Annotated in this window: 20 protein-coding genes and 2 pseudogenes; 14 read left to right on the top strand and 8 right to left on the bottom strand. The window is 62.0% G+C overall.

Translation table 11 applies throughout. From position 1 onward, the window contains the following. Positions 1-760 (top strand): GMC family oxidoreductase (locus tag ACO1XS_RS20080; RefSeq protein WP_486391517.1); only part of this gene is annotated, 760 nt, incomplete at its 5' end. Positions 761-775: 15 nt separating this feature from the next. Here ACO1XS_RS20080 and ACO1XS_RS20075 read toward each other — a convergent pair. The 3 genes from ACO1XS_RS20075 to sauS form a co-directional block, all read right to left on the bottom strand. Continuing rightward, on the bottom strand, positions 776-2,158 hold the full coding sequence (locus ACO1XS_RS20075; protein ID WP_486391516.1) for an MFS transporter: 1,383 nt from the start codon (positions 2,156-2,158) through the stop codon (positions 776-778). Positions 2,159-2,294: 136 nt separating this feature from the next. Next, entirely contained in the window at positions 2,295-3,914 is a 1,620-nt protein-coding gene (locus tag ACO1XS_RS20070; RefSeq protein ID WP_486391515.1) for an AMP-binding protein, read from the bottom strand. Continuing rightward, positions 3,911-5,356 carry an acylating sulfoacetaldehyde dehydrogenase gene (sauS, locus tag ACO1XS_RS20065; RefSeq protein ID WP_486391514.1) on the bottom strand — a complete coding sequence of 482 codons (1,446 nt, stop codon included), beginning with the start codon at positions 5,354-5,356 and terminating at the stop codon, positions 3,911-3,913. Before sauS ends, ACO1XS_RS20070 begins: the two co-directional genes overlap by 4 nt. A 213-nt stretch (positions 5,357-5,569) precedes the next feature. Between sauS and ACO1XS_RS20060 the strand changes: the two genes are divergently transcribed. Continuing rightward, entirely contained in the window at positions 5,570-6,334 is a 765-nt protein-coding gene (locus ACO1XS_RS20060) for an IclR family transcriptional regulator (protein WP_331567808.1), read from the top strand. 74 nt (positions 6,335-6,408) lie between these two features. Here ACO1XS_RS20060 and ACO1XS_RS20055 read toward each other — a convergent pair whose 3' ends face one another. From ACO1XS_RS20055 to ACO1XS_RS20045, 3 genes are all read right to left on the bottom strand, one after another. Then, on the bottom strand, positions 6,409-7,473 hold the full coding sequence (locus tag ACO1XS_RS20055; protein WP_486391513.1) for an ornithine cyclodeaminase: 1,065 nt from the start codon (positions 7,471-7,473) through the stop codon (positions 6,409-6,411). 121 nt (positions 7,474-7,594) lie between these two features. Beyond that, positions 7,595-8,728, bottom strand: a complete 1,134-nt coding sequence (locus ACO1XS_RS20050) for a branched-chain amino acid ABC transporter substrate-binding protein (protein WP_486391512.1) — start codon at positions 8,726-8,728, stop codon at positions 7,595-7,597. A 108-nt stretch (positions 8,729-8,836) separates the two neighbouring features. Beyond that, on the bottom strand, positions 8,837-9,871 hold the full coding sequence (locus tag ACO1XS_RS20045) for a histone deacetylase family protein (RefSeq protein WP_486391511.1): 1,035 nt from the start codon (positions 9,869-9,871) through the stop codon (positions 8,837-8,839). Between the two features lie 117 nt (positions 9,872-9,988). Between ACO1XS_RS20045 and ACO1XS_RS20040 the strand changes: the two genes are divergently transcribed. Continuing rightward, a complete protein-coding gene (locus tag ACO1XS_RS20040) occupies positions 9,989-10,480 on the top strand; it encodes an Lrp/AsnC family transcriptional regulator (RefSeq protein WP_331567816.1) in 492 nt (163 codons plus the stop codon). Positions 10,481-10,493: 13 nt separating this feature from the next. On the opposite strand, the gene ACO1XS_RS20035 is transcribed toward ACO1XS_RS20040, so the two are convergent. Then, positions 10,494-11,099 (bottom strand): CGNR zinc finger domain-containing protein, encoded by a 606-nt coding sequence (locus tag ACO1XS_RS20035; protein WP_486391510.1) that lies wholly within the window; start codon positions 11,097-11,099, stop codon positions 10,494-10,496. A gap of 83 nt (positions 11,100-11,182) precedes the next feature. Between ACO1XS_RS20035 and ACO1XS_RS20030 the strand changes: the two genes are divergently transcribed. The 3 genes and pseudogenes from ACO1XS_RS20030 to ACO1XS_RS20020 all read left to right on the top strand — a co-directional run. Then, positions 11,183-11,995, top strand: a complete 813-nt coding sequence (locus ACO1XS_RS20030; protein ID WP_486391509.1) for an alpha/beta fold hydrolase — start codon at positions 11,183-11,185, stop codon at positions 11,993-11,995. After that, positions 11,992-12,258: a Tn3 family transposase gene (locus ACO1XS_RS20025; protein WP_486391508.1), complete on the top strand. Its 267-nt coding sequence runs from the start codon at positions 11,992-11,994 to the stop codon at positions 12,256-12,258. The genes ACO1XS_RS20030 and ACO1XS_RS20025 overlap by 4 nt, the downstream gene beginning before the upstream one ends. Further along, positions 12,149-12,403, top strand: a pseudogene (locus tag ACO1XS_RS20020) (Tn3 family transposase); the annotation flags it as partial. The gene ACO1XS_RS20025 and the pseudogene ACO1XS_RS20020, both read left to right, overlap by 110 nt. A gap of 44 nt (positions 12,404-12,447) precedes the next feature. Here ACO1XS_RS20020 and ACO1XS_RS20015 read toward each other — a convergent pair. Beyond that, a pseudogene (locus ACO1XS_RS20015) lies at positions 12,448-12,777 on the bottom strand (YoaK family protein); the annotation flags it as partial. A 376-nt stretch (positions 12,778-13,153) separates the two neighbouring features. Here ACO1XS_RS20015 and ACO1XS_RS20010 point away from each other — a divergent pair. The 8 genes from ACO1XS_RS20010 to ACO1XS_RS19975 all read left to right on the top strand — a co-directional run bounded on the left by ACO1XS_RS20010 (position 13,154) and on the right by ACO1XS_RS19975 (position 19,035). Then, positions 13,154-15,559, top strand: coding sequence for a glycoside hydrolase family 15 protein (locus tag ACO1XS_RS20010; protein WP_486391507.1), 2,406 nt, complete (start codon positions 13,154-13,156; stop codon positions 15,557-15,559). Further along, positions 15,543-15,908, top strand: coding sequence for a DUF488 domain-containing protein (locus ACO1XS_RS20005; protein ID WP_486391506.1), 366 nt, complete (start codon positions 15,543-15,545; stop codon positions 15,906-15,908). The genes ACO1XS_RS20010 and ACO1XS_RS20005 overlap by 17 nt, the downstream gene beginning before the upstream one ends. Before the next feature lie 175 nt (positions 15,909-16,083). Continuing rightward, positions 16,084-16,284, top strand: a complete 201-nt coding sequence (locus ACO1XS_RS20000; protein WP_486391505.1) for a copper chaperone — start codon at positions 16,084-16,086, stop codon at positions 16,282-16,284. A 353-nt stretch (positions 16,285-16,637) separates the two neighbouring features. Further along, the gene (locus ACO1XS_RS19995; RefSeq protein WP_486391504.1) at positions 16,638-17,345 is read left to right on the top strand and encodes a succinate dehydrogenase iron-sulfur subunit; all 708 of its coding nucleotides are present in this window, start codon (positions 16,638-16,640) and stop codon (positions 17,343-17,345) included. 29 nt (positions 17,346-17,374) lie between these two features. Further along, positions 17,375-17,710, top strand: coding sequence for a cupin domain-containing protein (locus ACO1XS_RS19990; RefSeq protein ID WP_486391503.1), 336 nt, complete (start codon positions 17,375-17,377; stop codon positions 17,708-17,710). A gap of 67 nt (positions 17,711-17,777) precedes the next feature. Next, on the top strand, positions 17,778-17,990 hold the full coding sequence (locus ACO1XS_RS19985) for a hypothetical protein (protein ID WP_486391502.1): 213 nt from the start codon (positions 17,778-17,780) through the stop codon (positions 17,988-17,990). A gap of 132 nt (positions 17,991-18,122) precedes the next feature. Beyond that, positions 18,123-18,476, top strand: a complete 354-nt coding sequence (locus ACO1XS_RS19980) for a carboxymuconolactone decarboxylase family protein (protein ID WP_486391501.1) — start codon at positions 18,123-18,125, stop codon at positions 18,474-18,476. After that, positions 18,460-19,035 (top strand): hemerythrin domain-containing protein, encoded by a 576-nt coding sequence (locus ACO1XS_RS19975; protein ID WP_486391500.1) that lies wholly within the window; start codon positions 18,460-18,462, stop codon positions 19,033-19,035. Before ACO1XS_RS19980 ends, ACO1XS_RS19975 begins: the two co-directional genes overlap by 17 nt. Positions 19,036-19,091 lie beyond the last annotated feature (56 nt).

Below are 19,091 nucleotides of genomic sequence, written 5' to 3'. Positions count from 1 at the left end.
TCTGCAAGTTCGGCTCGTGTACCGCACGCGCGAGCGCACGCTCAACGACGAAGTCAATCACCCGCTGCGCAAAGCGTGGATCGGCATGCAGTACGCGCTGTGGCGCACCGGCCCGCTGACGCTTGCCGCGAGCCAGGTCGCCATCTTCACGCGCTCGCGCCCCGACGTCGATCGGCCCGACATCCAATTTCACATGCAGCCGCTCAGCGCCGATAAGCCCGGACAAGGCGCGCATCGGTTCTCCGCCTTTACGGCGTCGGTGTGCCAACTGCGGCCGTTCAGCCGCGGCCATATCGAGATCGTCTCGCCCGATCCGCTGCGCTATCCGCTGATCCACGCCAACTACTTGTCCGACGAACGCGATCACCCGGTCGTCGTCGGCGGGATCAAAGTCGCGCGCCGCATCGCTTCCGCACCATCGCTCGCGCCGCAAATCGTCTCCGAATTTACCCCCGGCGCACAGTACCGCAGCGATGCCGAAGTGCTCGATGCCGCCCGAGAATTCAGTCAGTCCATCTACCATCCCGCGTGCACCTGCAAGATGGGCAACGACGCGCTCGCCGTCGTGGACGAGCGCCTGCGCGTGCGCGGAGTCGCCCGCTTGCGCGTCGTCGATGCGTCGATCATGCCGGAGCTCGTGTCGGGCAATACCAACGCGCCGGTCATCATGATCGCCGAGAAGGCAGCCGACATGATCCTCGAAGACCGCGCGATGCAAGCGGTCTCGCAGCTCGAACCGGCCGCCGCCGCCGGCGTGTGACGGGTCCGCGCCCACTCAGCGCCACCACCGCAGCGGCCGGCGCAGCGAATGGCGTTCGAGCCGCACGGACGGCGCGGCGTCGAGAAAGGCGAATGCGCGGCGCGCTGCCGGCCCCTCCTCACGCTCGCGTTCCTCGTCGGCTTCCACGGTACGCGCCGTGTCGATGAACAAGGCGGCGACCAGACCCAATGCGAGCAAACCGGCCGAGACCATGAACGGCGCGTTGTAGCTGCCGGTGTGTTCGATCAGATACCCGAACGCAACGGGAGAAATCATTCCCGCGATGCCGAACCCCGTGTTCATCATCCCGCCCGCAGTCCCGGCATACTTGCCGGCGATGTCGAGCGGCAGCGTCCACAGCACCGGATTCGTGATTTCCAGAAAGAAGAACGAGCCGGTGAGTAGCCACACCGCCGTCAACGGATCGGCGACCGAAATCATCGGCAAGAGAAATGCGAGCGAACCGCCCATGCCCACGACGAGCACGGAGCAACGCGCAAGGCGCAGCCGCCCCGTGCTTTTGTAGATGCGATCCGACACTACGCCGCCCAAGGTGTCGCCCACCACCCCGGCGAGCAGCGGCAACGCCGTGAAGAGCGCGAGATGCTTCAGATCGAAGCCGCGCGATTCCTTCAGGTACGACGGCAGCCACGTCAAATAGACCCACAACAGCCAGCCATAACAAAAGTCGACGAACGTGACGAGCCACATACGCCGGATCAGCTTGCGCCACGGCGTAGGCGCACGCTTGGCTCGCTCGCAATCGCCGCTTCGGTAGCCGATCTCCGCCGTTTCCTCCTGCGTGATGCGACGATTCTGCTCGGGCGTGTTCGTGAATACGAACAAATAGAGCACGGTCCAAGCGAGGCTCGCGACGCCCAGCAAGATGAACGCATCGCGCCAGCCTCCCGCGACGACGACGGCGAGCACGAGCGGCGGCGTCACGGCCCCGCCCAGCCGCGCGAAGCTGTGCGTGATGCCTTGAGCGAAGCCGCGCTCGCGCACGGGCATCCAGTAAGTGAAGGCGCGCGTCGCAGAGGGGAATGCCCCTCCTTCGCCGATCCCGAGCAGGAAGCGAAGCACGACGAGCGTCGCGACACTGCCGGCGAATCCCGTCGCCAGCGTGGCCGCGCCCCAAATCAGCGAGAGCAAGGTGAGGACGACTTTCGGGCCAAATTTGTCCGACAAGCATCCGCCGATGATCTGCATTGCCGCGTACGGATAAGCGAATGCCGAGAAAACGAGGCCGAGCTGCACGGTGGTCAGGCCCATCTCGTGGCGGATCAGCGGCCCTGCAACCGCGATGTTCACGCGGTCGATGTACGAGATGAAGTACATGAGGCACATGACCGCCAAAATGATGTGGCGCGTCTTCACGCGCTGCGCACGTTGTTTCATGTCGATGTCTCCTACCGTGTCTTTCTTGGGAAATTCGGTGTCTTTGTCGGGCCGGGCGCGAGCGCTGCCGGCGCCGCTGTCGGGCCGCCGCTATCGGGCCGCCCCTGCGCGTTCGCAACCCGCGCCGGGTGCCCCGTCAGTCGGGCGGCGGCACGACGAGCTTCAGGCGCTGCACCTTGCCGGACGGGCCGCGCGGCAGTTCGCTGACGAAATGGAATTCCTTCGGCGTCTTGTACCGTCCCAGTTCCCGCAGGCAGTGCGCGCGCAACTCCTCGGCGTCGGGCGCGCCGTTCCAATGCGCCTCGCGCGCGACCACGAACGCGACGATCTCCTGCCCGTAAGCCGGATCGGGCACGCCCACCGCGGCCGCGTCGAACACGCCCGGGTGGCGCAGTAGCGCTTCGTCGATTTCGCGCGGCGCGATGTTCTCGCCGCCTTTGATGATCAGTTCCTTCGCGCGGCCGTTGATGTAGAAATAGCCGTCGTCGTCGCGGTACCCGAGATCGCCCGTACGCAGCCAGCCGTCCGCTGTGAAGGCCTTGGCGGTTTCATCCGGCCGCTTGTAGTAGCCCTGCATGATTTGCTCGCCGCGCAGCACGATTTCACCGGCCTCGTATGGCGCGCATTCGCGGCCCTCTCGATCGATCACCTTCGCCTGCGCTCCCGAGGGCAGTCCGATGCTGCCGATGCGCCGCAGTGCCGGCTCATACGGGTTGCTGAAGACCGGCGCGGCCGTTTCGGTCATCCCCATCGTTTCGATGATGCCGATGCCAAAGCGCGCCTCGAACGCGCGATGATGGTCGGCGGGAAGCGCCGCCGACGCCGTGCGGCAGAACCTGAGCGCCGAGAGGTCGCACCCTTCCGGTTGTTCCCCGCTCAGCAAATACGCGACGATCGTCGGCACGAGGTTGATCCAGGTGCAGCGCGAGCGCGAAACGTCGTGCCAGAACGTGCGCGCCGAAAAACGCGGTGTCATCACGACCGAGCCACCGTGGTAAAGCGGCGCGAGCAGCGTCACGACGAGGCCATTGATGTGATAAAGCGGCAACGATGCGAGCACGCGGTCGCCCATGCCGAGCCGGTGCTCGGCGCTGATGTTGCGGGCATTGGCCAGGAGATTGCCGTGGCTCAGCAACACGCCTTTGGGCGCGCCGGTCGTGCCGGACGTGTACATCAACAACGCGATGTCGTTCGGCTCGACGCAAGCTTGCACGGGATCTTCGTCCACGGGTTCTTCCTCGGCGCCCGCCGCCGCGGTTTCGGCCAGCGCGAGACGACGCGCCGCCAGCGCCGGCAATTCGAGCGCATCGGGCGCCGTACGGACGAGCGTAATGTTTCGCGTAGGCGCTTGCTCAGAAAGCGCCGAGCATGCGCCCGCGATCGCCTCGGCCGTCTCGTCGCAAACGAAAATCATCCGGGTATTCGAGTGCTCGACGATATAGCGCAACTGCGAAGCCTGACACAGCAGGTTCAGAGGATGAACGACGAGCCCGCTATACATCGCCCCGAGCAGCAGCGTAGCCGTCTGCATGCCGTTGCCCATGAACACGGATACGACGTCGCCCCGCCGCAGTCCAGCCGCCCGAAAGCGTGCCTCGAGCGTACGGCACTGCGCACGCAACACGGAGAAGGTGATCGCCGTTGCCTCATCGGTACGCGCGTCATCGTTTGCGGAGGCGGTCAACAGAAACGGCTCGTCTGGAGATTGCATCGCGCGCATATCGATCAAGGCGCGCAGCGTCGTAGGCGTTTTCATCGGCCGACGCTCCTGAAGTATTCGCCGAGCAGCGTGTCGACTTCGGGCACGCGCTCCTCGATCGGATAAGCCACCCGCGTCACGTTCAGGTAATAGCGGTAATCGAGGTTGCCCGAAAAATTGTTGCGCCCCCAGGTGCCGCATCCCATCGACAGCGAAAAGGGCAGCCCGTTGTTGAAGTTGCCGCCCGTTGCGAGGCAATGCGCTTGATTGACGATCACGCGCGCAACCGGCAAGCGCTCGCCCAATTGGACTGCGTAATCGAGGTGCGCGGTATGCAAGCCCACGGAGTGGCCCGCGCCCATATAGGCGTAGAGCTCGCGCACGATGTTTGCCGCCGCCTCGAAATCGCTCGCACGATAGAGCGCGAGCACAGGCGCGAGCTTTTCGCCCGAAAACGGGTGCTCGACCCCGAAGCCGCTTTCCTCGACCATCAAAAACGCCGGCTCGCGCGCCGCGATCTCGTCCAGCCCGGCCGTTTGCGCGATACGCGCCGCCGGCTTTGCGGTGCAATGTTCCGAGAGCTTTCCGTCGCGCCACATCGCCGCTTGCAGCTGGGCTTTTTGTGCCGCATCGAGCAATACGCCCCCGCATCGTTGCAACGCACCGAGCATCGCGTCATAGATCGCATCCTCGATCACGACGCTGTTTTCGGAAGAGCAGCTCGTCGCGTTGTCGAACGTCTTGGACAGCGCGATCTTGCGCGCCGCGTCGTCGAGAACGGCCGAGCGTTCCACGATCGACGCGACATTGCCCGCTCCAACGCCGAAAGCCGGCGTCCCGCTCGCGTAGGCCATGCGTACGTTCGCTTGCGAGCCCGTCGCGACGACGAGGTCCGCTCGGGCCATCAACTCGGCGCTGGCCGCTTTGCTGACGGGGGCCGGTAGCAGTTGCACGAGCGCCCGGTCGAGCCCGGCTTTGTCAAACTGCTGATGAATGAACTCGACGAGCAGCGCGCACGACGTATACCCCTTGGGCGATGGCGATACGATCACCGCGTTGCCGCATTTGAGCGCGTTGACGATCTTGTTCGCGGGCGTGGCCGCAGGGTTGGTGGATGGCGTCACCGCAGCCACGACACCGACCGCCCGTGCGATCTCGACGATACCGCGCTCGGCGTCGCGTGCGATCACGCCGCAAGTGGGCTTGCCGTGCAAATCGCGCAGCAGCCCCAGCGTCTTGCGGAAGTTCTTTTGAACTTTGTCCTCGACGTTGCCGAGGCCGGTGTCGCGCACCGCGAGCTCGGCGAGGCGGCGATTGCGGCCCGGCTCCATGATCGCCCAGGCCGCCGCGGCCGCAGCCGTATCGAGCGCCGTTTGGCCAGCGTGTTCGAAGACGCGCTGCGCCTCGCGTGCGCGGGCGACGAGCGCACCCACCTCGCTCCTCACGTCGTCCGCAGCCGGCGAGCTTGCCGTTTCGGCCGTTGTAGCCCTCACATTCATACACGCTCCCATTGCGATAAAGATTGGCGGTACAGCCAATCTAAGCGGCGGCGAGAGCGCACGAGTCCCGTTTCCTGACCATTCGTCGACTGCGCCCGCTCGCGGAGGAAAAAACGCGAATTTCGGGACTTCCCCCAGTCCCGAAAACCGCGCGATCCGATACACAATGAAGGCGGCGCGGCGAGCGCGCCTGATGCCTGATGGGGAGAGAGCATGTCGGGATCGAATCAGTCGAATGCGGCGGCGGTGCGAGCGTTTCGTGTGCTCGAAACGTTGGCGGCGGCTGGCCGCCCCTTATCGATGATGGATCTTGCAACCACGCTCGACCTGCCGAAACAGACGATGCACCGCATCCTCGTGCAGTTGACCGATGCGTGGCTCGTCACGCGCGGTGCGGGCGACAAACGCTACGAGTGTTCGCCGCGCGTGCGCATGCTGGCTGTAAACGTGCTCATGCATGCCGGCCCGGCAGCCGCGCGCCATGTATTGCTCGAGCAGCTCGTGGCGAAGATCGGCGAGACATGCAACTTGACGATGCTGTCGGGCAACGACGTCGTCTATATCGACCGCGTGGAAACGGAGTGGCCGTTGCGCATGCATTTGCAGCCGGGGTCGCACGTGCCGCTGCATTGTTCCGCCAGCGGCAAGCTCCTGATCAGTTTTTTGCCGAAGGATCGGCGCGAACGCGTGATCGACACCCTACCGCTACGGCCCTATTCCGAGCGCACGATCACGAGCCGCGACGTGCTGCGCAAGGAGCTTGCGTTGACGCGCCGGCGCCGGTTGGCCGTCAACGACCAGGAACACCTTCAGGGGCTGATCGCCATCGCAGTGCCTGTCATGCTCGACCGTCACCGCGCCTGCGCCGCCATCGCGGTGCAGGCGCCGGTCGGGCGGCTCACGCTACAGGATTTGCTAGCCTTCGAACCGGATTTGCGGCACGCCGCCGAAGAAACCGCCAAGACGTTCCGTGATTGATGCGACGGCGATCGAGTCCGGATTCGCGAAACCCTGCGTTTTCTTCTCACGCAGACGGCAACGCCTGAAAGCTATCACGCGATTCGGCGAACTGCCTGTCGCGACCTGCCGGTCCGTGTGTAGCGGAACAGATCCTTCGGGTCATTGTCGTCATCATGTTCACCCCATGGGACAAGTTCCACGCCAATGCCGAGGTCGAGCGCTTCAGCCTGCGCATGGACGTAGCGCAGTGTCGAATAGTCCTCGAGCGCAAAACCGACCGAATCGAAGATCGTGATCTGATCGGCATTCTCACGGCCGGTTGCACTCCCCGTCAGAACGCGCCACAGATCGGTCACCAGGAAGTCGGCGGGCATCTGCTGAATATCGCCCTCAATGCGAGTTTGCGGCTCGTACTCGACGAACACCCGTCCTGCGCGCAGCACGTCGGCGTGCAATTCCGTTTTCCCCGGACAGTCGCCGCCCACCGCGTTGATGTGCATGCCGGGTACGATCATGTCGGGGGTCAGAATGGTGGCGTATGTTTTGTCTGCCGTCACGGTCGTCACGATGTCCGCACCGCGAACCGCCTCCGCGGTAGAGCTCGCGCGGACGATCTTGAGCGACGGATATGCCGCAAGGTTGCGGATCAGCTTTTCCGTCGCATGCGGATCGACGTCGTACGCAACGATCTCGTCGATGCCGAGATGGCTATGGAAGGCGAGCGCCTGGAATTCGCTCTGGGCGCCGTTTCCGATGAGCGCCATGCGGCGTGCGCCGGGCCGGGCCAGCGCGCGTGCCGCCATGAGGGACGTGGCGCACGTTCGCAGCGCGGTGGCCACCGTAAGCTCCGACAGGAGAATCGGGTACCCAGTGTCGACGTCCGCCAGGACACCGAACGCCATGACCGTGTACAGGCCTCGCTGGGTGTTCTTCGGATGGCCGTTAACATATTTGAAGGCGTAGCGCCGGGCGTTGGATACTGGCATCAGCTCGATCACACCGATATCGGAGTGATTGGCGACGCGCGCCGATTTATCGAATTCCGGCCAGTTCACGAAATCATCGCGAATGGCGTTGGCGAGTTCCCCGATAAACTTCGAGACGCCGACGGTCGCAACGAGGCGGGACATGGTGGGAACATCTATGAAGCGGGTCATTGGAATTTCCTTGATACAAACGATATAACTTTCGAACCACTGCGATTTCGGCGTCGTCGCCCGTCGCGTCGACGGGCGCAGTTCCCGACTCAGGAGTGGAACATTCCTGCGGAACTGGCCGTTACATCCTGACTATGTCGAGCAAGATCTTTTTCTCGCCCCTATACGAAAAGATCGAGATCGCGCCATGCTTCACATCACCCTGCGGCGTGAAGCTGGTTTCGCCGATCACGCCATGAAAGTCTGTTGCGGGCATCGCAGCCAGGATCTTGGCGGGCGAGGTCGAGCCAGCGCGCTTCATTGCGTCTACGACAATGAAAACGGCATCGTAGGAGAACGGCGCATAGACCTGAAGAGGCTGGTGGAAACGCGCCTCGTACTTTTTCGCGAACGACGCACCACCCGGCATCTTCTCGAGCGCGATACCCGCTTCCGAGCACACCACATTGTCCGCGGCGGCGCCCGCGAGTTTCGAGAGGTCCGTGGAGCACACGCCGTCGCCGCCGAGGATCTTTGCACGCAGTCCAAGCTGTCGCGCCTGTTTTGCAAGCGGCCCACCGGTCGCATCCATGCCGCCGTACATGATTGCGTCCGGATTCTCGCCCTTTATCTTGGTGAGAATGGCGCGGAAATCGATGGCTTTGTCGTTCGTTGCGTCGCGCGACACGACTTTCAGTCCAAGTCGTTTCGCCGCATCCTCGAACTCGGTGGCGAGGCCTTGGCCGTATGCGGTCGAATCGTCCACTATCGCGACCGTTTTGATTCCCATGTTCTTCGCGGCATAGGCCGCGAGAGCGGGGCCCTGCTGCGCGTCGGTGGCGACGACGCGGTACGTCGTGTTGAAACCTTGCTGGGTGTACGCGGGATTGGTCGCCGCTTGCGAAATTTGCACGATACCCGCGTCCTTGTAGATGCGCGAAGCGGGAATGGATGTGCCGGAGTTCAGGTGCCCCACGACCCCGACGATCTTGTCGTCGACCAGTCGTTGCGCAACCTGGGTCGCAGTGCGTGGATCTCCCGCATCGTCTTGCGGATCGAGTTGCAGGACCACCTTTTCGCCCGCGACGATCAGCCCTCTCGCGTTGATTTCTTCGACGGCGAGCCGTGCGCCGTTTTCACTGTCCTTGCCGAGATGCGCAATCGGTCCCGTCAACGGTGCTACATGGCCGATGCGGACGATTTCGTCCGCGCGAGCGGAAAGCGCGCAGGCCATTGCGATGGCTGCTGCAATCCATTTCGTTTGATTTCGAATCATCTCCTGTTCTCCTGATGGTGCGTTTCGTTATGGCTGACTGGAAAAGTCGATATAGCCAGGTCGGTTATCACAGCCTGTCGGCCGCGAAAGGATTTTTCGGGGATGCGGTCAGATCCGGCCTTCAAAGCCGAGCAGCACATTGACGGCATTGATGCCGATTTCGTCGACCATATATCCGCCCTCCATCACGAAGAGCGTCGGGACTCCCAAACGCGCCAGCGCTTCGCCGATGCGCAGATAGTCCTGTGTGCGCAACCGGAAATGGCTGATCGGGTCGTGCTCGAACGTATCGACGCCCAGAGAGACGACAAGTACGTCGGGTTCGTGCGTTGCGATCGCCGCGCACGCGTGGCTCAGGGCCTCCTCGTATCCGCTCCAGAGCGTGCCCTGCGGCAGCGGCAGATTCAGATTGAAACCTTCGCCAGTGCCGACGCCTCGCTCATGGCCATAACCGGAAAAGTATGGGTATGACACCGACGGTTCTCCGTGGATCGACACGAACAGCACGTCGGAGCGGTCATAGAAGATGTCCTGCGTTCCATTGCCATGGTGAAAATCGACGTCGATCACGGCGGCGCGTCGTGCGCCGCATTCGATCGCGTGCTGGGCGGCAATGGCGGCGTTGTTCAGGTAGCAGTAGCCGCCCATGTATTCGCGACCGGCATGGTGGCCGGGCGGGCGGCACAGCGCGAATGCCGCGCGCGCGCCAGTGGATAGCACTTCCGCCCCGGTCAGCGCTGAGTTTGCGCTTCCGCTGACGGCGGCCCACGTGCCGCCGCTGATTGGCGCGCCCGCGTCCATGGAAAAGAAACCGAGCTTGCCGTCGATGAACGAGGGAAGCGCCGTGCCCGACGGCATGGCACGCACCGGCCAGACGAGCGGCAGCGCCTGACACGTCCGGCCAGTCGCCTGCCAGTCGTCCCATGCATGCTCGAGAAACTCGACGTAGCGCGGACTATGCGCGGCGGCATAGCGGCTCGCGTCGAAGGGCTTGGGCGAGATGACGTCTCCGAGACCGCTGCCCTTGACGCGCGCGAGGACCGTTTCTGCGCGAAGCGGCTTTTCGAACGAACTCGAGATGGCTCCGTCCTTCAGTTCGACGCCGTGATGCAGGTGATGATCGGTGCTGTAGATGGTGAGCATGGTGGACTGTTGCGTTGGGCGTACGTAAACAGTCTATTGGGGGGAAGCGGTAAAAACTTTGCTTTCCGTCCTTATGGTTGGCTAGAATTTGTACAAACTGTCTATGAAGGTGTCTGAATGAGCAAAAAACGTCCAGCGGTTGAACTCGACGCCGTCGACAAGGCGATGATTCGCCTGCTGCAAGAGGATGGCGCGCTGTCCAACGCGACGCTCGGGGAAAAGCTTTCGCTGAGCGTGACGCCGTGCTGGCGGCGCCGGAAGCGCCTGGAGGACGAAGGGGTTATCACCGGGTATCAGGCGAACGTCGATCGGCGTTCGCTCGGCATGGACGTCTTCGCATTCGTGCTCGTGACGTTCAACATGCATTCCGACAAGGCGGCGGACAACTTCGAGGCCGTCATCAAGAACCGGGCAGAGGTGCTCGCCTGCCACAAAATCACGGGAACCGCGGACTATCTGCTTCAGGTGGTCGCGACCGATCTCGATTCGTACGGCGAGTTCGTCGAGCGGGTGTTAAGGCACCAGATGGGCATCTCTTCCATCCAGTCGAGCCTCGCGTTGCGCGAGGTGAAGTTTTCTCCGCGTATTCCCGTGCCGTCCGACCAGTGAAACCCGCCCGGCTTCACCGCTCGCGGAACGCCTCGGCCTTCGCGCGATTGCCGCAGGTCCGCATATCGCACCAACGCCGCCCGGCGCCGCGGCCACGATCGACGAAGAACCAGGTGCAGCGGCCACACTGGCGTACCCGGCCCGAGTCTTCGCTGCGCATCAGGTGCTCGAAAGCGAGCGCAACCGAATCGATCCAGCGCCATGCCGTCTGCACGTCGGGCCGCCATACGAATCGGCCGTCGAAAGTCGTGAACGTGCTGCGACCGATCGCGTCCCGGATCGCCGCGGCAAGCCCGTCCAAGGCTCGCCGATCGCCAACCCCGCTCGTCACATGGACGATCGCCGCGTACGCGTCTTCACGGAAACGATGGAGCGCTGTCAACGCGTCCGCGCCCTCCCATTCCGGCTGCTGACGGAAACGCGTCAGGTCAGCCGGCGCGAGTAGTCCCGCAGCGGCAGCCCAAGTATGCACGTCGTGCCATTGCACGAGCTTCTCTTCCATGCGCGTCTTACCCTTGTCGGCCACCGTATTGAGAAAATCCAACGCAGGGTGACCACCGACCAGGTCGGCGTCGCTCCATCGATGCCCTTGAGGCGAATGTTGACTCGAAGTAACCATTAATTTCGATTTGACGGTTGCGCCTGTACCCGGCGACGAGTAACCTATTATACGCTTATAACAGGTTATCTAAAGGTGCAACGATGCTCGAACTCACCAACCGCTTCAACTTCGAAGGCCATCGGATCGCGTGGGGCAGGCTGGGCGACGGCCCGCCCCTCGTGCTCGTACATGGCACGCCGTTCTCGTCGCAGGTATGGCGCCGGATCGCGCCGTGGCTCGCGCTGAGGCACCGCGTTTTCTTCTACGATCTGCTCGGGTACGGCCAATCCGACATGCCGGACGCGGACGTGTCGCTGGGCATGCAGAACAGGCTGTTTGGCGCGATGCTGCGCGAATGGGGCATCGAGCGCCCCAAGGTGCTCGCACACGATTATGGCGGCGCGACAGTGCTGCGCGCGCATTTCCTCGATGGCATCGACTACGCCGAGCTGACGCTCGTGAACCCTGTCGGGATCACGCCGCAAGGTTCCCCGTTCGTGCAGCACGTGGCGCAGTACCAAGCCGCATTCACCGGGCTGCCGCCCTATGCGCATCGCGCCCTCGTCTCGGCATATATCAGCAATGCGGTTGCACGCCCGATGAGCGAGGAAGCGTTGGCAATCCATCGGTCGCCGTGGCTGACGGCGTCCGGCCAGGCCGCCTTCTATCGGCAGATCGCTCAGATGGACCAGCGCTATGTCGCCGAGGCCGAGGCGCGCTATGCGCCGCCGGATTTCCCGGTCCGTATCGTCTGGGGTGAGAGCGACGCCTGGATTCCGCTCGAACAGGGGCAGGCGCTCGCGGACCGGATCGCGCACGGCATGCTGATCAAGGTGCCGGGTGCCGGGCATCTCGTCCAGGAGGATGCGCCCGAAGCGATCATCTGCGCAGTGCTCGGCGGAGCCGGCCGTTGAACATCACCCGTTACATCGAACACTGGACCCATTTCACGCGGCACTTCGGGCCGTTGTCCGGAAGCGATCCGCAGATTCGCAAGGCCGCCGAGCGCTACCTGCTGACCATTTTCGCGATGGGCTGCAATCTCGGCCCGACCCAGGCGGCCCGCCATCTCGTCGCCGCTGCTGCTGCGTCGGCTCGGCTCCGAAAGCCGCAAGAACCGGCTGTACTTGGCCGCCCGCGAGCTCGGCAACGTCGTTCGCACGGTATTCCTGCTTGAGTGGATCGGCAGCCTCGAACTGCGGCAGGAGGTTACCGCAAACACGAACAAGATCGGGTCGTACAATGGCTTCTCGAAGTGGTTGTCGTTCGGCGGGGATGTGATTGCCGAGAACGAGCCAGAGGAGCAGCAGAAACGGCTACGCAGCACGGGTCCTCGTTCGATCGACGGGATCGACCATTCGGCCAGACCGAGCACTGTGATGAGAGTCGCTTCTGTAAGGATAGTGATCGCGTAGATGCTGCGGATGGTGCGCCGGCGTCCTGCGTTGATCAGCAGAGTCGATGTGGTGCCGCCGAAAACGAACATGACGACGATGGCCAGATAGAAGGTGCTGACCCACCATTGTCCGAGCGCGGCGTGATCCGAGAGTGACGACACGTTTCCGGTCATGTTGGCCGAGAAAAAACCGACGGCGTGGAAGGCCGCGGTATTCAGCGCACCCGCAATCGCAGCCAGTATGCAGGCGAGTTGGCGATCGACGTCGTGGTCGCAGGCGTTTTCCTGACGCAGCAACATTTAGAAGACTCTTGACAGATTGACGGACACGCGTCGCCGTATATCCGCATTGACCTGCGCTTGCGCCGAAACCCATATCAGCGCTCTATATATCACATTGTGACATATTCTCAATATCTTGATGTGGCTCAACGTTCCCTGATTCCATCAGGGTAAATTGAGAACCGCCGGTCCCTGCGACACAGATGAACGCCGTGAGTTTTCTCTCGACGATAGGGAATCCGGTGAAGCCGCTACAGCGTCACGTGCCGTGCCAAGCTAGTGAACGTTGGTTGTCCGAGGGCGAGGCCCGACGCGACGCTTTGGAATATGCCGTGAAGCTCATCGATAGCGGCGTGCTGGACGAACTGCGAGCGTCGCGCGATCGCGCCGCTTGATGGTGACATGGAGCCGTCGCTCACGGTGTAAAGCTTTCCTCCTCGACTTCGACATGAACACGCAGGCAGTGGATGTTTCGGGTGCCGCGCCTGGCTGGCCAGGCATCGCACCCACCTGGACCTCGAGCGCGAAGGACCTCGTGACGACCGCGCTGGGTCGTAGCCGTGTCTGGGCGTCCATCGGCCATGGCATTCTCAACGAGGTCTACTGGCCATCGGCCGGTGAGCCTCAGGTACGTGATCTGGGTTTCATCGTCGCCGGTCCGAACGGCTGGCACGAACTGAAGCGCGTCGGGCAGTACCGGCTCTTGCTCCCGAGTCCTTTCATTCCTCTGCCGCAAATCGTGCACGAAGGTGACGGGTATCGCCTTGAGCTCAATTTGTCGCCGGACCCGATTCGTGATGTGATGCTCGTCGCGTTCCAGCTCACTGGAAACGACGTCAAGCTCTATGCCCTGCTTGCGCCTCATCTGGGCGGCAGCGGTCTCAATAATAATGCTCACGCGGCAGAGGGTCTGGTGGCTTGGAAAGACGCCTGCGCGCTTCATCTTGCCGCCGACTGCGGTTTCTCGAGGGTGAGCGCTGGGTATGTCGGGTATTCCGACGGCTGGCAAGACTTCGCCCGCCATGCTTGCATGGCCTGGACCTTCGCGGAGGCGCTCGACGGAAACGTTGCCCTGATCGGGGAATTGGGCGCCTCTATGGGGGTGCTTGCGCTCAGCTTCGCCGAGACGCCGGAAGGCGCCCGCACGCTCGCGCGATCGAGCCTTTCCGAGGGCTTCGATTCCGCGCAGCGTTCATGCGCCACGGCTTGGCAAGCATGGGCCACCGAAATAGTCATTCCGGAAGCGCCGCGACCGGTTCGACATGAGGCATGTCTTTCCGCGATGGTACTGAAAGCCCATGAGGGGCGGACATATCCGGGCGCGCTGATCGCCAGCTTGAGCATTCCATGGGGCAATTCGAGCGATAGCACGGGCGGGTATCACCTGGTATGGACCCGCGACGCTGTTGAAGCCGCTTTCGCACTTCTCTCGATCGGTTGTGTCGAGGATGCGCGACGCACGCTTGGCTACCTGATTGCGACGCAGCGAGAGAATGGGAGTTGGAGTCAGAACAGCTATCCGGATGGACGGCCGTTCTGGACCGGTGTACAGCTCGATGAAGTGGGCTTTCCGGTGCTGCTTGCAGCCAAGCTCGCCGAAGCGGATGCGATGGATCGTTTGCCACGGGTAGCCGAGATGATCGTGCGCGCCGTCGGTTATCTTGCGCGCAATGGCCCTGGCAGCCCGCAGGACCGCTGGGAAGAAAACGCCGGTATTTCGCCATTCACACTTGGTATCGAGATTGCAGCCCTGGTCTGCGCGGCCGAACATTTGCCTGCTGCCGAGAGCAGCTATGCCCTCTCACTCGCCGACTATTGGAATGAACGGCTGGAAGATTGGACCTATGCCGAGAACGGTACGTTTTCCCAAGCCTTCGGCATTGACGGCTATTACGTTCGAATCGCTCCGCCGCTACTCAAGGGCGGATTGCGCGGACGAATCGACATTAAAAATCGCGAGGGAGAGAGTGCGCCTGCCGTCGCGCTCATCGGTATGGAATGCCTCTATCTGGCTCGTCTCGGATTGCGGGATGCACGCGATCGATATATCCAGAACACGGTAAAAGTCATCGACAGCTTGCTCGGTGTCCACACACCGCACGGCATGGCTTATCGGCGCTACAACGGCGATGGTTACGGCGAACACGAAAACGGTGCCCCGTTCGACGGCACAGGCGTTGGACGTTTGTGGCCCCTGCTGACGGGCGAACGAGCCCATCTCGATCTGATGCTGGGAATCGATCCCTTGCCCTATCTTGAGATGATGACATGCATGACCGGAGCCGGTGGCCTCATTCCTGAACAGGTGTGGGACGCCGATCCGATACCCGAGCGGGGCCTCGAGCCCGGGAAGCCGACCGGCAGCGCCATGCCGCTCGTATGGGCACATGCCGAATTTCTCAAGTTGCTGATTGCGCGGCATCAAGGGCGCCCGATTGAACTGCTTGCGAGCGTCGAACGGCGCTACCACTCCCGTCGGCCCGAGGCGGCGACCTGGCATTGGAGGCAGGCGCAGCCGTTCGATGCGCTGCCCGCAGGCCGAGCGTTGCTCATCGAGAACCCGGAGCCCTTCCAACTGCACTATGGGTTCGATGGATGGCATGAGGTGGCTGACAGGGCTTCGGAGAAAGGGGCATTTTCTCTGCACAGCGTCCGCTTCGATAGCGCAGACGTTGCCGGTCACTCAATCGTGGATTTCAGTTTCTATTTCCCTGAGTCACGACGCTGGGCCGGCACTGACTATCACGTTCTTTTGGGAGAAACCAACACGGAGTGTCGCGATCATGAAACACGCAATTGATATTCAACGCGTCTATGAGCACGCAGGCGATGACAGGCATCTCCATTTCCTGGTCGACCGGCTTTGGCCGCGAGGCGTCAAGAAGGAATCGCTGAGCCTCGACGGCTGGCTCAAGGAGGTAGCGCCGAGCAATGAACTTCGCGATTGGTTCGGGCACGACCCCGAGCGCTGGTGCGAATTCAGGCGACGCTATGAACACGAACTGGATGACAATCGAGCAAGCTGGCAGCCGATACTGGACGCCGCGACGAAAAAGCCCGTGACGCTTCTGTATGGCGCGCGAGACGCCGAGCACAATCAGGCAGTTGTCCTCCGCGACTATTTGATGCGAAAGCTCCGGCACCATTAGTTGCCACCGTGCGGATAGCGCTGCCAATCATCGCCGGTCATCGTGTCGTGTTCAACTGCTTCGTCTGTGCGGTTTCGCGTTCGTCGCCGGGGCGGATCACCACAAGGATCTCCATACGCGGCGCGTTCACCTCGATGGCACTTCGCATTCACGCTATTTCAAAAAAGGAGGGGCGATGAAATTTAAGGTACTGGAAACGCTCAACGACGGCGATGTACCGAGAATCACGGACGCGATCCTTTCGGTCGATCCCGATGCGAACGTCGCTGCCGACGTGCGAGCGAACATGGTGGACGTAGACTCCTGGCTCTTCGCCGAGGAATTCCTCGTTGCTTTCGTCGATGCCGGGTATGACGTCCAAATAGCTCAACGCTAGCACGTCCGTTTTTGCTGTCGTGACGACGCGCATACCGGTTCGGCGCATTTTTTCCGATGCGTTCGTTGATCGCCGTGTGCTCCTTGCCAATGCAAGAACAGGTGTGTCACGATGTGAGAGATGTCACTACTGCAGCGCGGGCAAAAGTCGCCCCCTCAATCACATCGTGACATGATTCTGGTGGCAAGGGCTCGATCTCCGGCCATCGCAGCATCCGATCAGGGGGCGCAACGAATTTGATATGTCGTCGATCGAATCTCTGTCCGGGATACGATTGAGCGGCGATGGAGAGACGCGGCTCGAGGTAGCGAACAACATACGCTGGACGATCGGTTCCACAGAGGAGGAACATCGTGAGTGAAACGAGAACCTTTGAGATTTTCCGCTACGATCCAGACCGGGATCCCAAGCCGTACATGCAAACGTACGAGATAGAGGTAACTCCAAATGACCGGATGTTGCTCGACGTACTTGTCCGACTCAAGGCACAGGACGAGACGCTAAGCTTTCGGCGTTCGTGTCGCGAAGGGGTGTGCGGCTCAGATGCGATGAACATCAACCGCAAGAATGGGCTCGCCTGCATAACCAACCTTAACGACATCCCCCGCCACACCGTTCTGCGTCCGCTGCCGGGATTGCCGGTCGTTCGCGACCTGATCGTGGACATGACCGCGTTCTTCAAACAGTACCATTCGATCAAGCCTTACCTGATCAACGACACTCCGCCACCCGAGCGGGAAAGGCGCCAGGCGCCGGAGGAACGCGATCAGCTCGATGGTCTCTACGAGTGCATCCTGTGCGCGTGCTGTTCCAGTGCGTGCCCCTCGTACTGGTGGAATCCCGATAAATATGTTGGTCCCGCCGGGCTCCTGCAAGCCTATCGCTTTCTGGTCGATTCCCGCGATGAGGGCACGGGTGAGCGGCTTGACAATCTTGACGATCCGTACCGCCTCTTCCGGTGTCGGACGATACTGAACTGCACGGACGTCTGCCCCAAAGGCCTGAATCCGGCAAAGGCGATCGGGGAGATCCGAACCATGCTTGCGCGCCGGACGATCTGAGTGCCGCAATCTAACGTTGGGAGGCTGTTATGGCAATGCCACGGGCGACACAGGGGGAACTGATCGACGTTCGACCACTTGGTGATGCACTGCGGGATTCGAAATCGATCACCCTCATGCGGTCGGACCACCTGGAGGTCGTTCGGCTTGTGCTTCCGGCAGGCAAGCACATTCCCGAGCACCGGGCGCCAGGGGAAATAACCGTGCAGTGTCTGGAAGGAGTTGTCAAATTCGGCACCGGCGCGGGAGCGCAACTGATGCGCAACGGGGATATGCTATTTCTTCTGGGCGGGGAATCACATTGGCTCGAGGCCGTGGAAAACGCCTCAGTGCTTGTGACTCTTTATCTTCCGCACGATCAATAGGGCACCCGGGGCCGGTCGGCAAGAGCAACATTGCAAGTGAGGCCCGGAGGGCAATCGAGAGGCGAGAATGAGCGAGCAAGCACGCATTGAGTTTCTCGTCGAACGCGACGGGTTGCCGCAGGCCGCCGAGTGGGTGTGCCGCACGATTCACATCTACCGTCGTGCGGTCCTCAGCAGAGGACATTTCGCCCACTCCCATCCCTACCGGCACCGCTTCATCGTTGCATATCTGGAGTTCAAGAGATGGTTACGAACGGGTTCCACAACCCGACCGGCGTGACGGCGGGCTTTGCGGGACCCTTCTTTCCTGGCGGCATCAGCGCAAGCACCGACACGTTGGGCCTGATTGAGTGCGTCGATGTCGCCCGCGGACGTCCGCGTTTTTTGCAGAAGGTGAATGATGGAAAACTCAATGTATCCGCAGCCAAGCCCGGAAATTGCCAGACAACGCCGGGAACTCGCACCCGAATCCCTTGCTGCGTTCAGGGATTTCAGTAGCAGTGTTTTCGCGGACGGCGCGCTGCCTGCGAAGACGAAGCAACTGATTGCGGTGGCCGTCGCGCACGTAACGCAGTGTCCCTATTGCATCCGTGGACATACGAAGGAGGCCCTGAAGGTCGGCGCATCGGAGAAGGAAATCATGGAGGCGATCTGGGTCGCAGCCGAGATGCGTGCGGGTGCAGCTTACGCGCATTCCGCACTCGCGCTCGACGTGATGAGGGAAGAGGGGCAGTCGCGTGAGGCCCAGCATGGCGAGCATCATTGAAAACCTGACCGTCGAACACCGACGGTTGGAGCAACTGGTGCGCCTCCTCGAACGTCGATCGATGCTCCGCGACGCGCAGGCGACAGCGAATACCGTATTGCTTGTGGATACCCTGTATTACCTGACGCGATTTCCCGACGTGAACCATCATGCGCTGGAGGACCGCATCATCGGCAAACTGCGCGAGAAGGGAGTGTTGACCGATGAGTTGGGAAGCGAACTGTCGGCGCAGCACGCGACGCTGGCGCTTCAGGGCCACGAGTTGATTCAGGATCTCGAATCAATGATCCGTGACGAAAATATGTCCAGAGAGCTCCTGGAGTTTCGTGTCCGATTGTACGCGGAGCGGCTGCGGCACAACATGGCGGTTGAGGAACTCACGATGTTTCCCATCGCGACGCATCATCTGGATTCCGACGATTGGTCCTCGATCTTGCAGTCACACCCGCAGCGGTCAGCCGATCCGCTGTTTCAAACGCCGGTACACGAACGCTTTGTGCAGCTTCACCGCGTGATTGCCGCCGAAGCCGATTGCGGATGCAAGGAGGGCGACGCGTAGCGCCACTTGCCGCGAAGGCGGGCTGGTTGCCCCCTTGATCGAGCCCACCCTCAGCA

This window comes from Trinickia sp. (genome assembly GCF_057351765.1).
Note: the sequence above shows the minus strand (reverse complement) of the source record. Positions and strands in the feature narration are given on the sequence as shown.

Excerpts from the sequence above, each read along its gene's own strand:
- ACO1XS_RS20075 (WP_486391516.1), bottom strand. The coding sequence starts at position 2,158 with ATGAAACAACGTGCGCAGCGCGTGAAGACGCGCCACATCATTTTGGCG.
- ACO1XS_RS20070 (WP_486391515.1), bottom strand. The coding sequence starts at position 3,914 with ATGAAAACGCCTACGACGCTGCGCGCCTTGATCGATATGCGCGCGATG.
- sauS (WP_486391514.1), bottom strand. The coding sequence starts at position 5,356 with ATGAATGTGAGGGCTACAACGGCCGAAACGGCAAGCTCGCCGGCTGCG.
- ACO1XS_RS20060 (WP_331567808.1), top strand. The coding sequence starts at position 5,570 with ATGTCGGGATCGAATCAGTCGAATGCGGCGGCGGTGCGAGCGTTTCGT.
- ACO1XS_RS20055 (WP_486391513.1), bottom strand. The coding sequence starts at position 7,473 with ATGACCCGCTTCATAGATGTTCCCACCATGTCCCGCCTCGTTGCGACC.
- ACO1XS_RS20050 (WP_486391512.1), bottom strand. The coding sequence starts at position 8,728 with ATGATTCGAAATCAAACGAAATGGATTGCAGCAGCCATCGCAATGGCC.
- ACO1XS_RS20045 (WP_486391511.1), bottom strand. The coding sequence starts at position 9,871 with ATGCTCACCATCTACAGCACCGATCATCACCTGCATCACGGCGTCGAA.
- ACO1XS_RS20040 (WP_331567816.1), top strand. The coding sequence starts at position 9,989 with ATGAGCAAAAAACGTCCAGCGGTTGAACTCGACGCCGTCGACAAGGCG.
- ACO1XS_RS20035 (WP_486391510.1), bottom strand. The coding sequence starts at position 11,099 with ATGGTTACTTCGAGTCAACATTCGCCTCAAGGGCATCGATGGAGCGAC.
- ACO1XS_RS20030 (WP_486391509.1), top strand. The coding sequence starts at position 11,183 with ATGCTCGAACTCACCAACCGCTTCAACTTCGAAGGCCATCGGATCGCG.
- ACO1XS_RS20010 (WP_486391507.1), top strand. The coding sequence starts at position 13,154 with ATGGTGACATGGAGCCGTCGCTCACGGTGTAAAGCTTTCCTCCTCGAC.
- ACO1XS_RS20005 (WP_486391506.1), top strand. The coding sequence starts at position 15,543 with ATGAAACACGCAATTGATATTCAACGCGTCTATGAGCACGCAGGCGAT.
- ACO1XS_RS20000 (WP_486391505.1), top strand. The coding sequence starts at position 16,084 with ATGAAATTTAAGGTACTGGAAACGCTCAACGACGGCGATGTACCGAGA.
- ACO1XS_RS19990 (WP_486391503.1), top strand. The coding sequence starts at position 17,375 with ATGGCAATGCCACGGGCGACACAGGGGGAACTGATCGACGTTCGACCA.
- ACO1XS_RS19985 (WP_486391502.1), top strand. The coding sequence starts at position 17,778 with ATGAGCGAGCAAGCACGCATTGAGTTTCTCGTCGAACGCGACGGGTTG.
- ACO1XS_RS19980 (WP_486391501.1), top strand. The coding sequence starts at position 18,123 with ATGTATCCGCAGCCAAGCCCGGAAATTGCCAGACAACGCCGGGAACTC.
- ACO1XS_RS19975 (WP_486391500.1), top strand. The coding sequence starts at position 18,460 with ATGGCGAGCATCATTGAAAACCTGACCGTCGAACACCGACGGTTGGAG.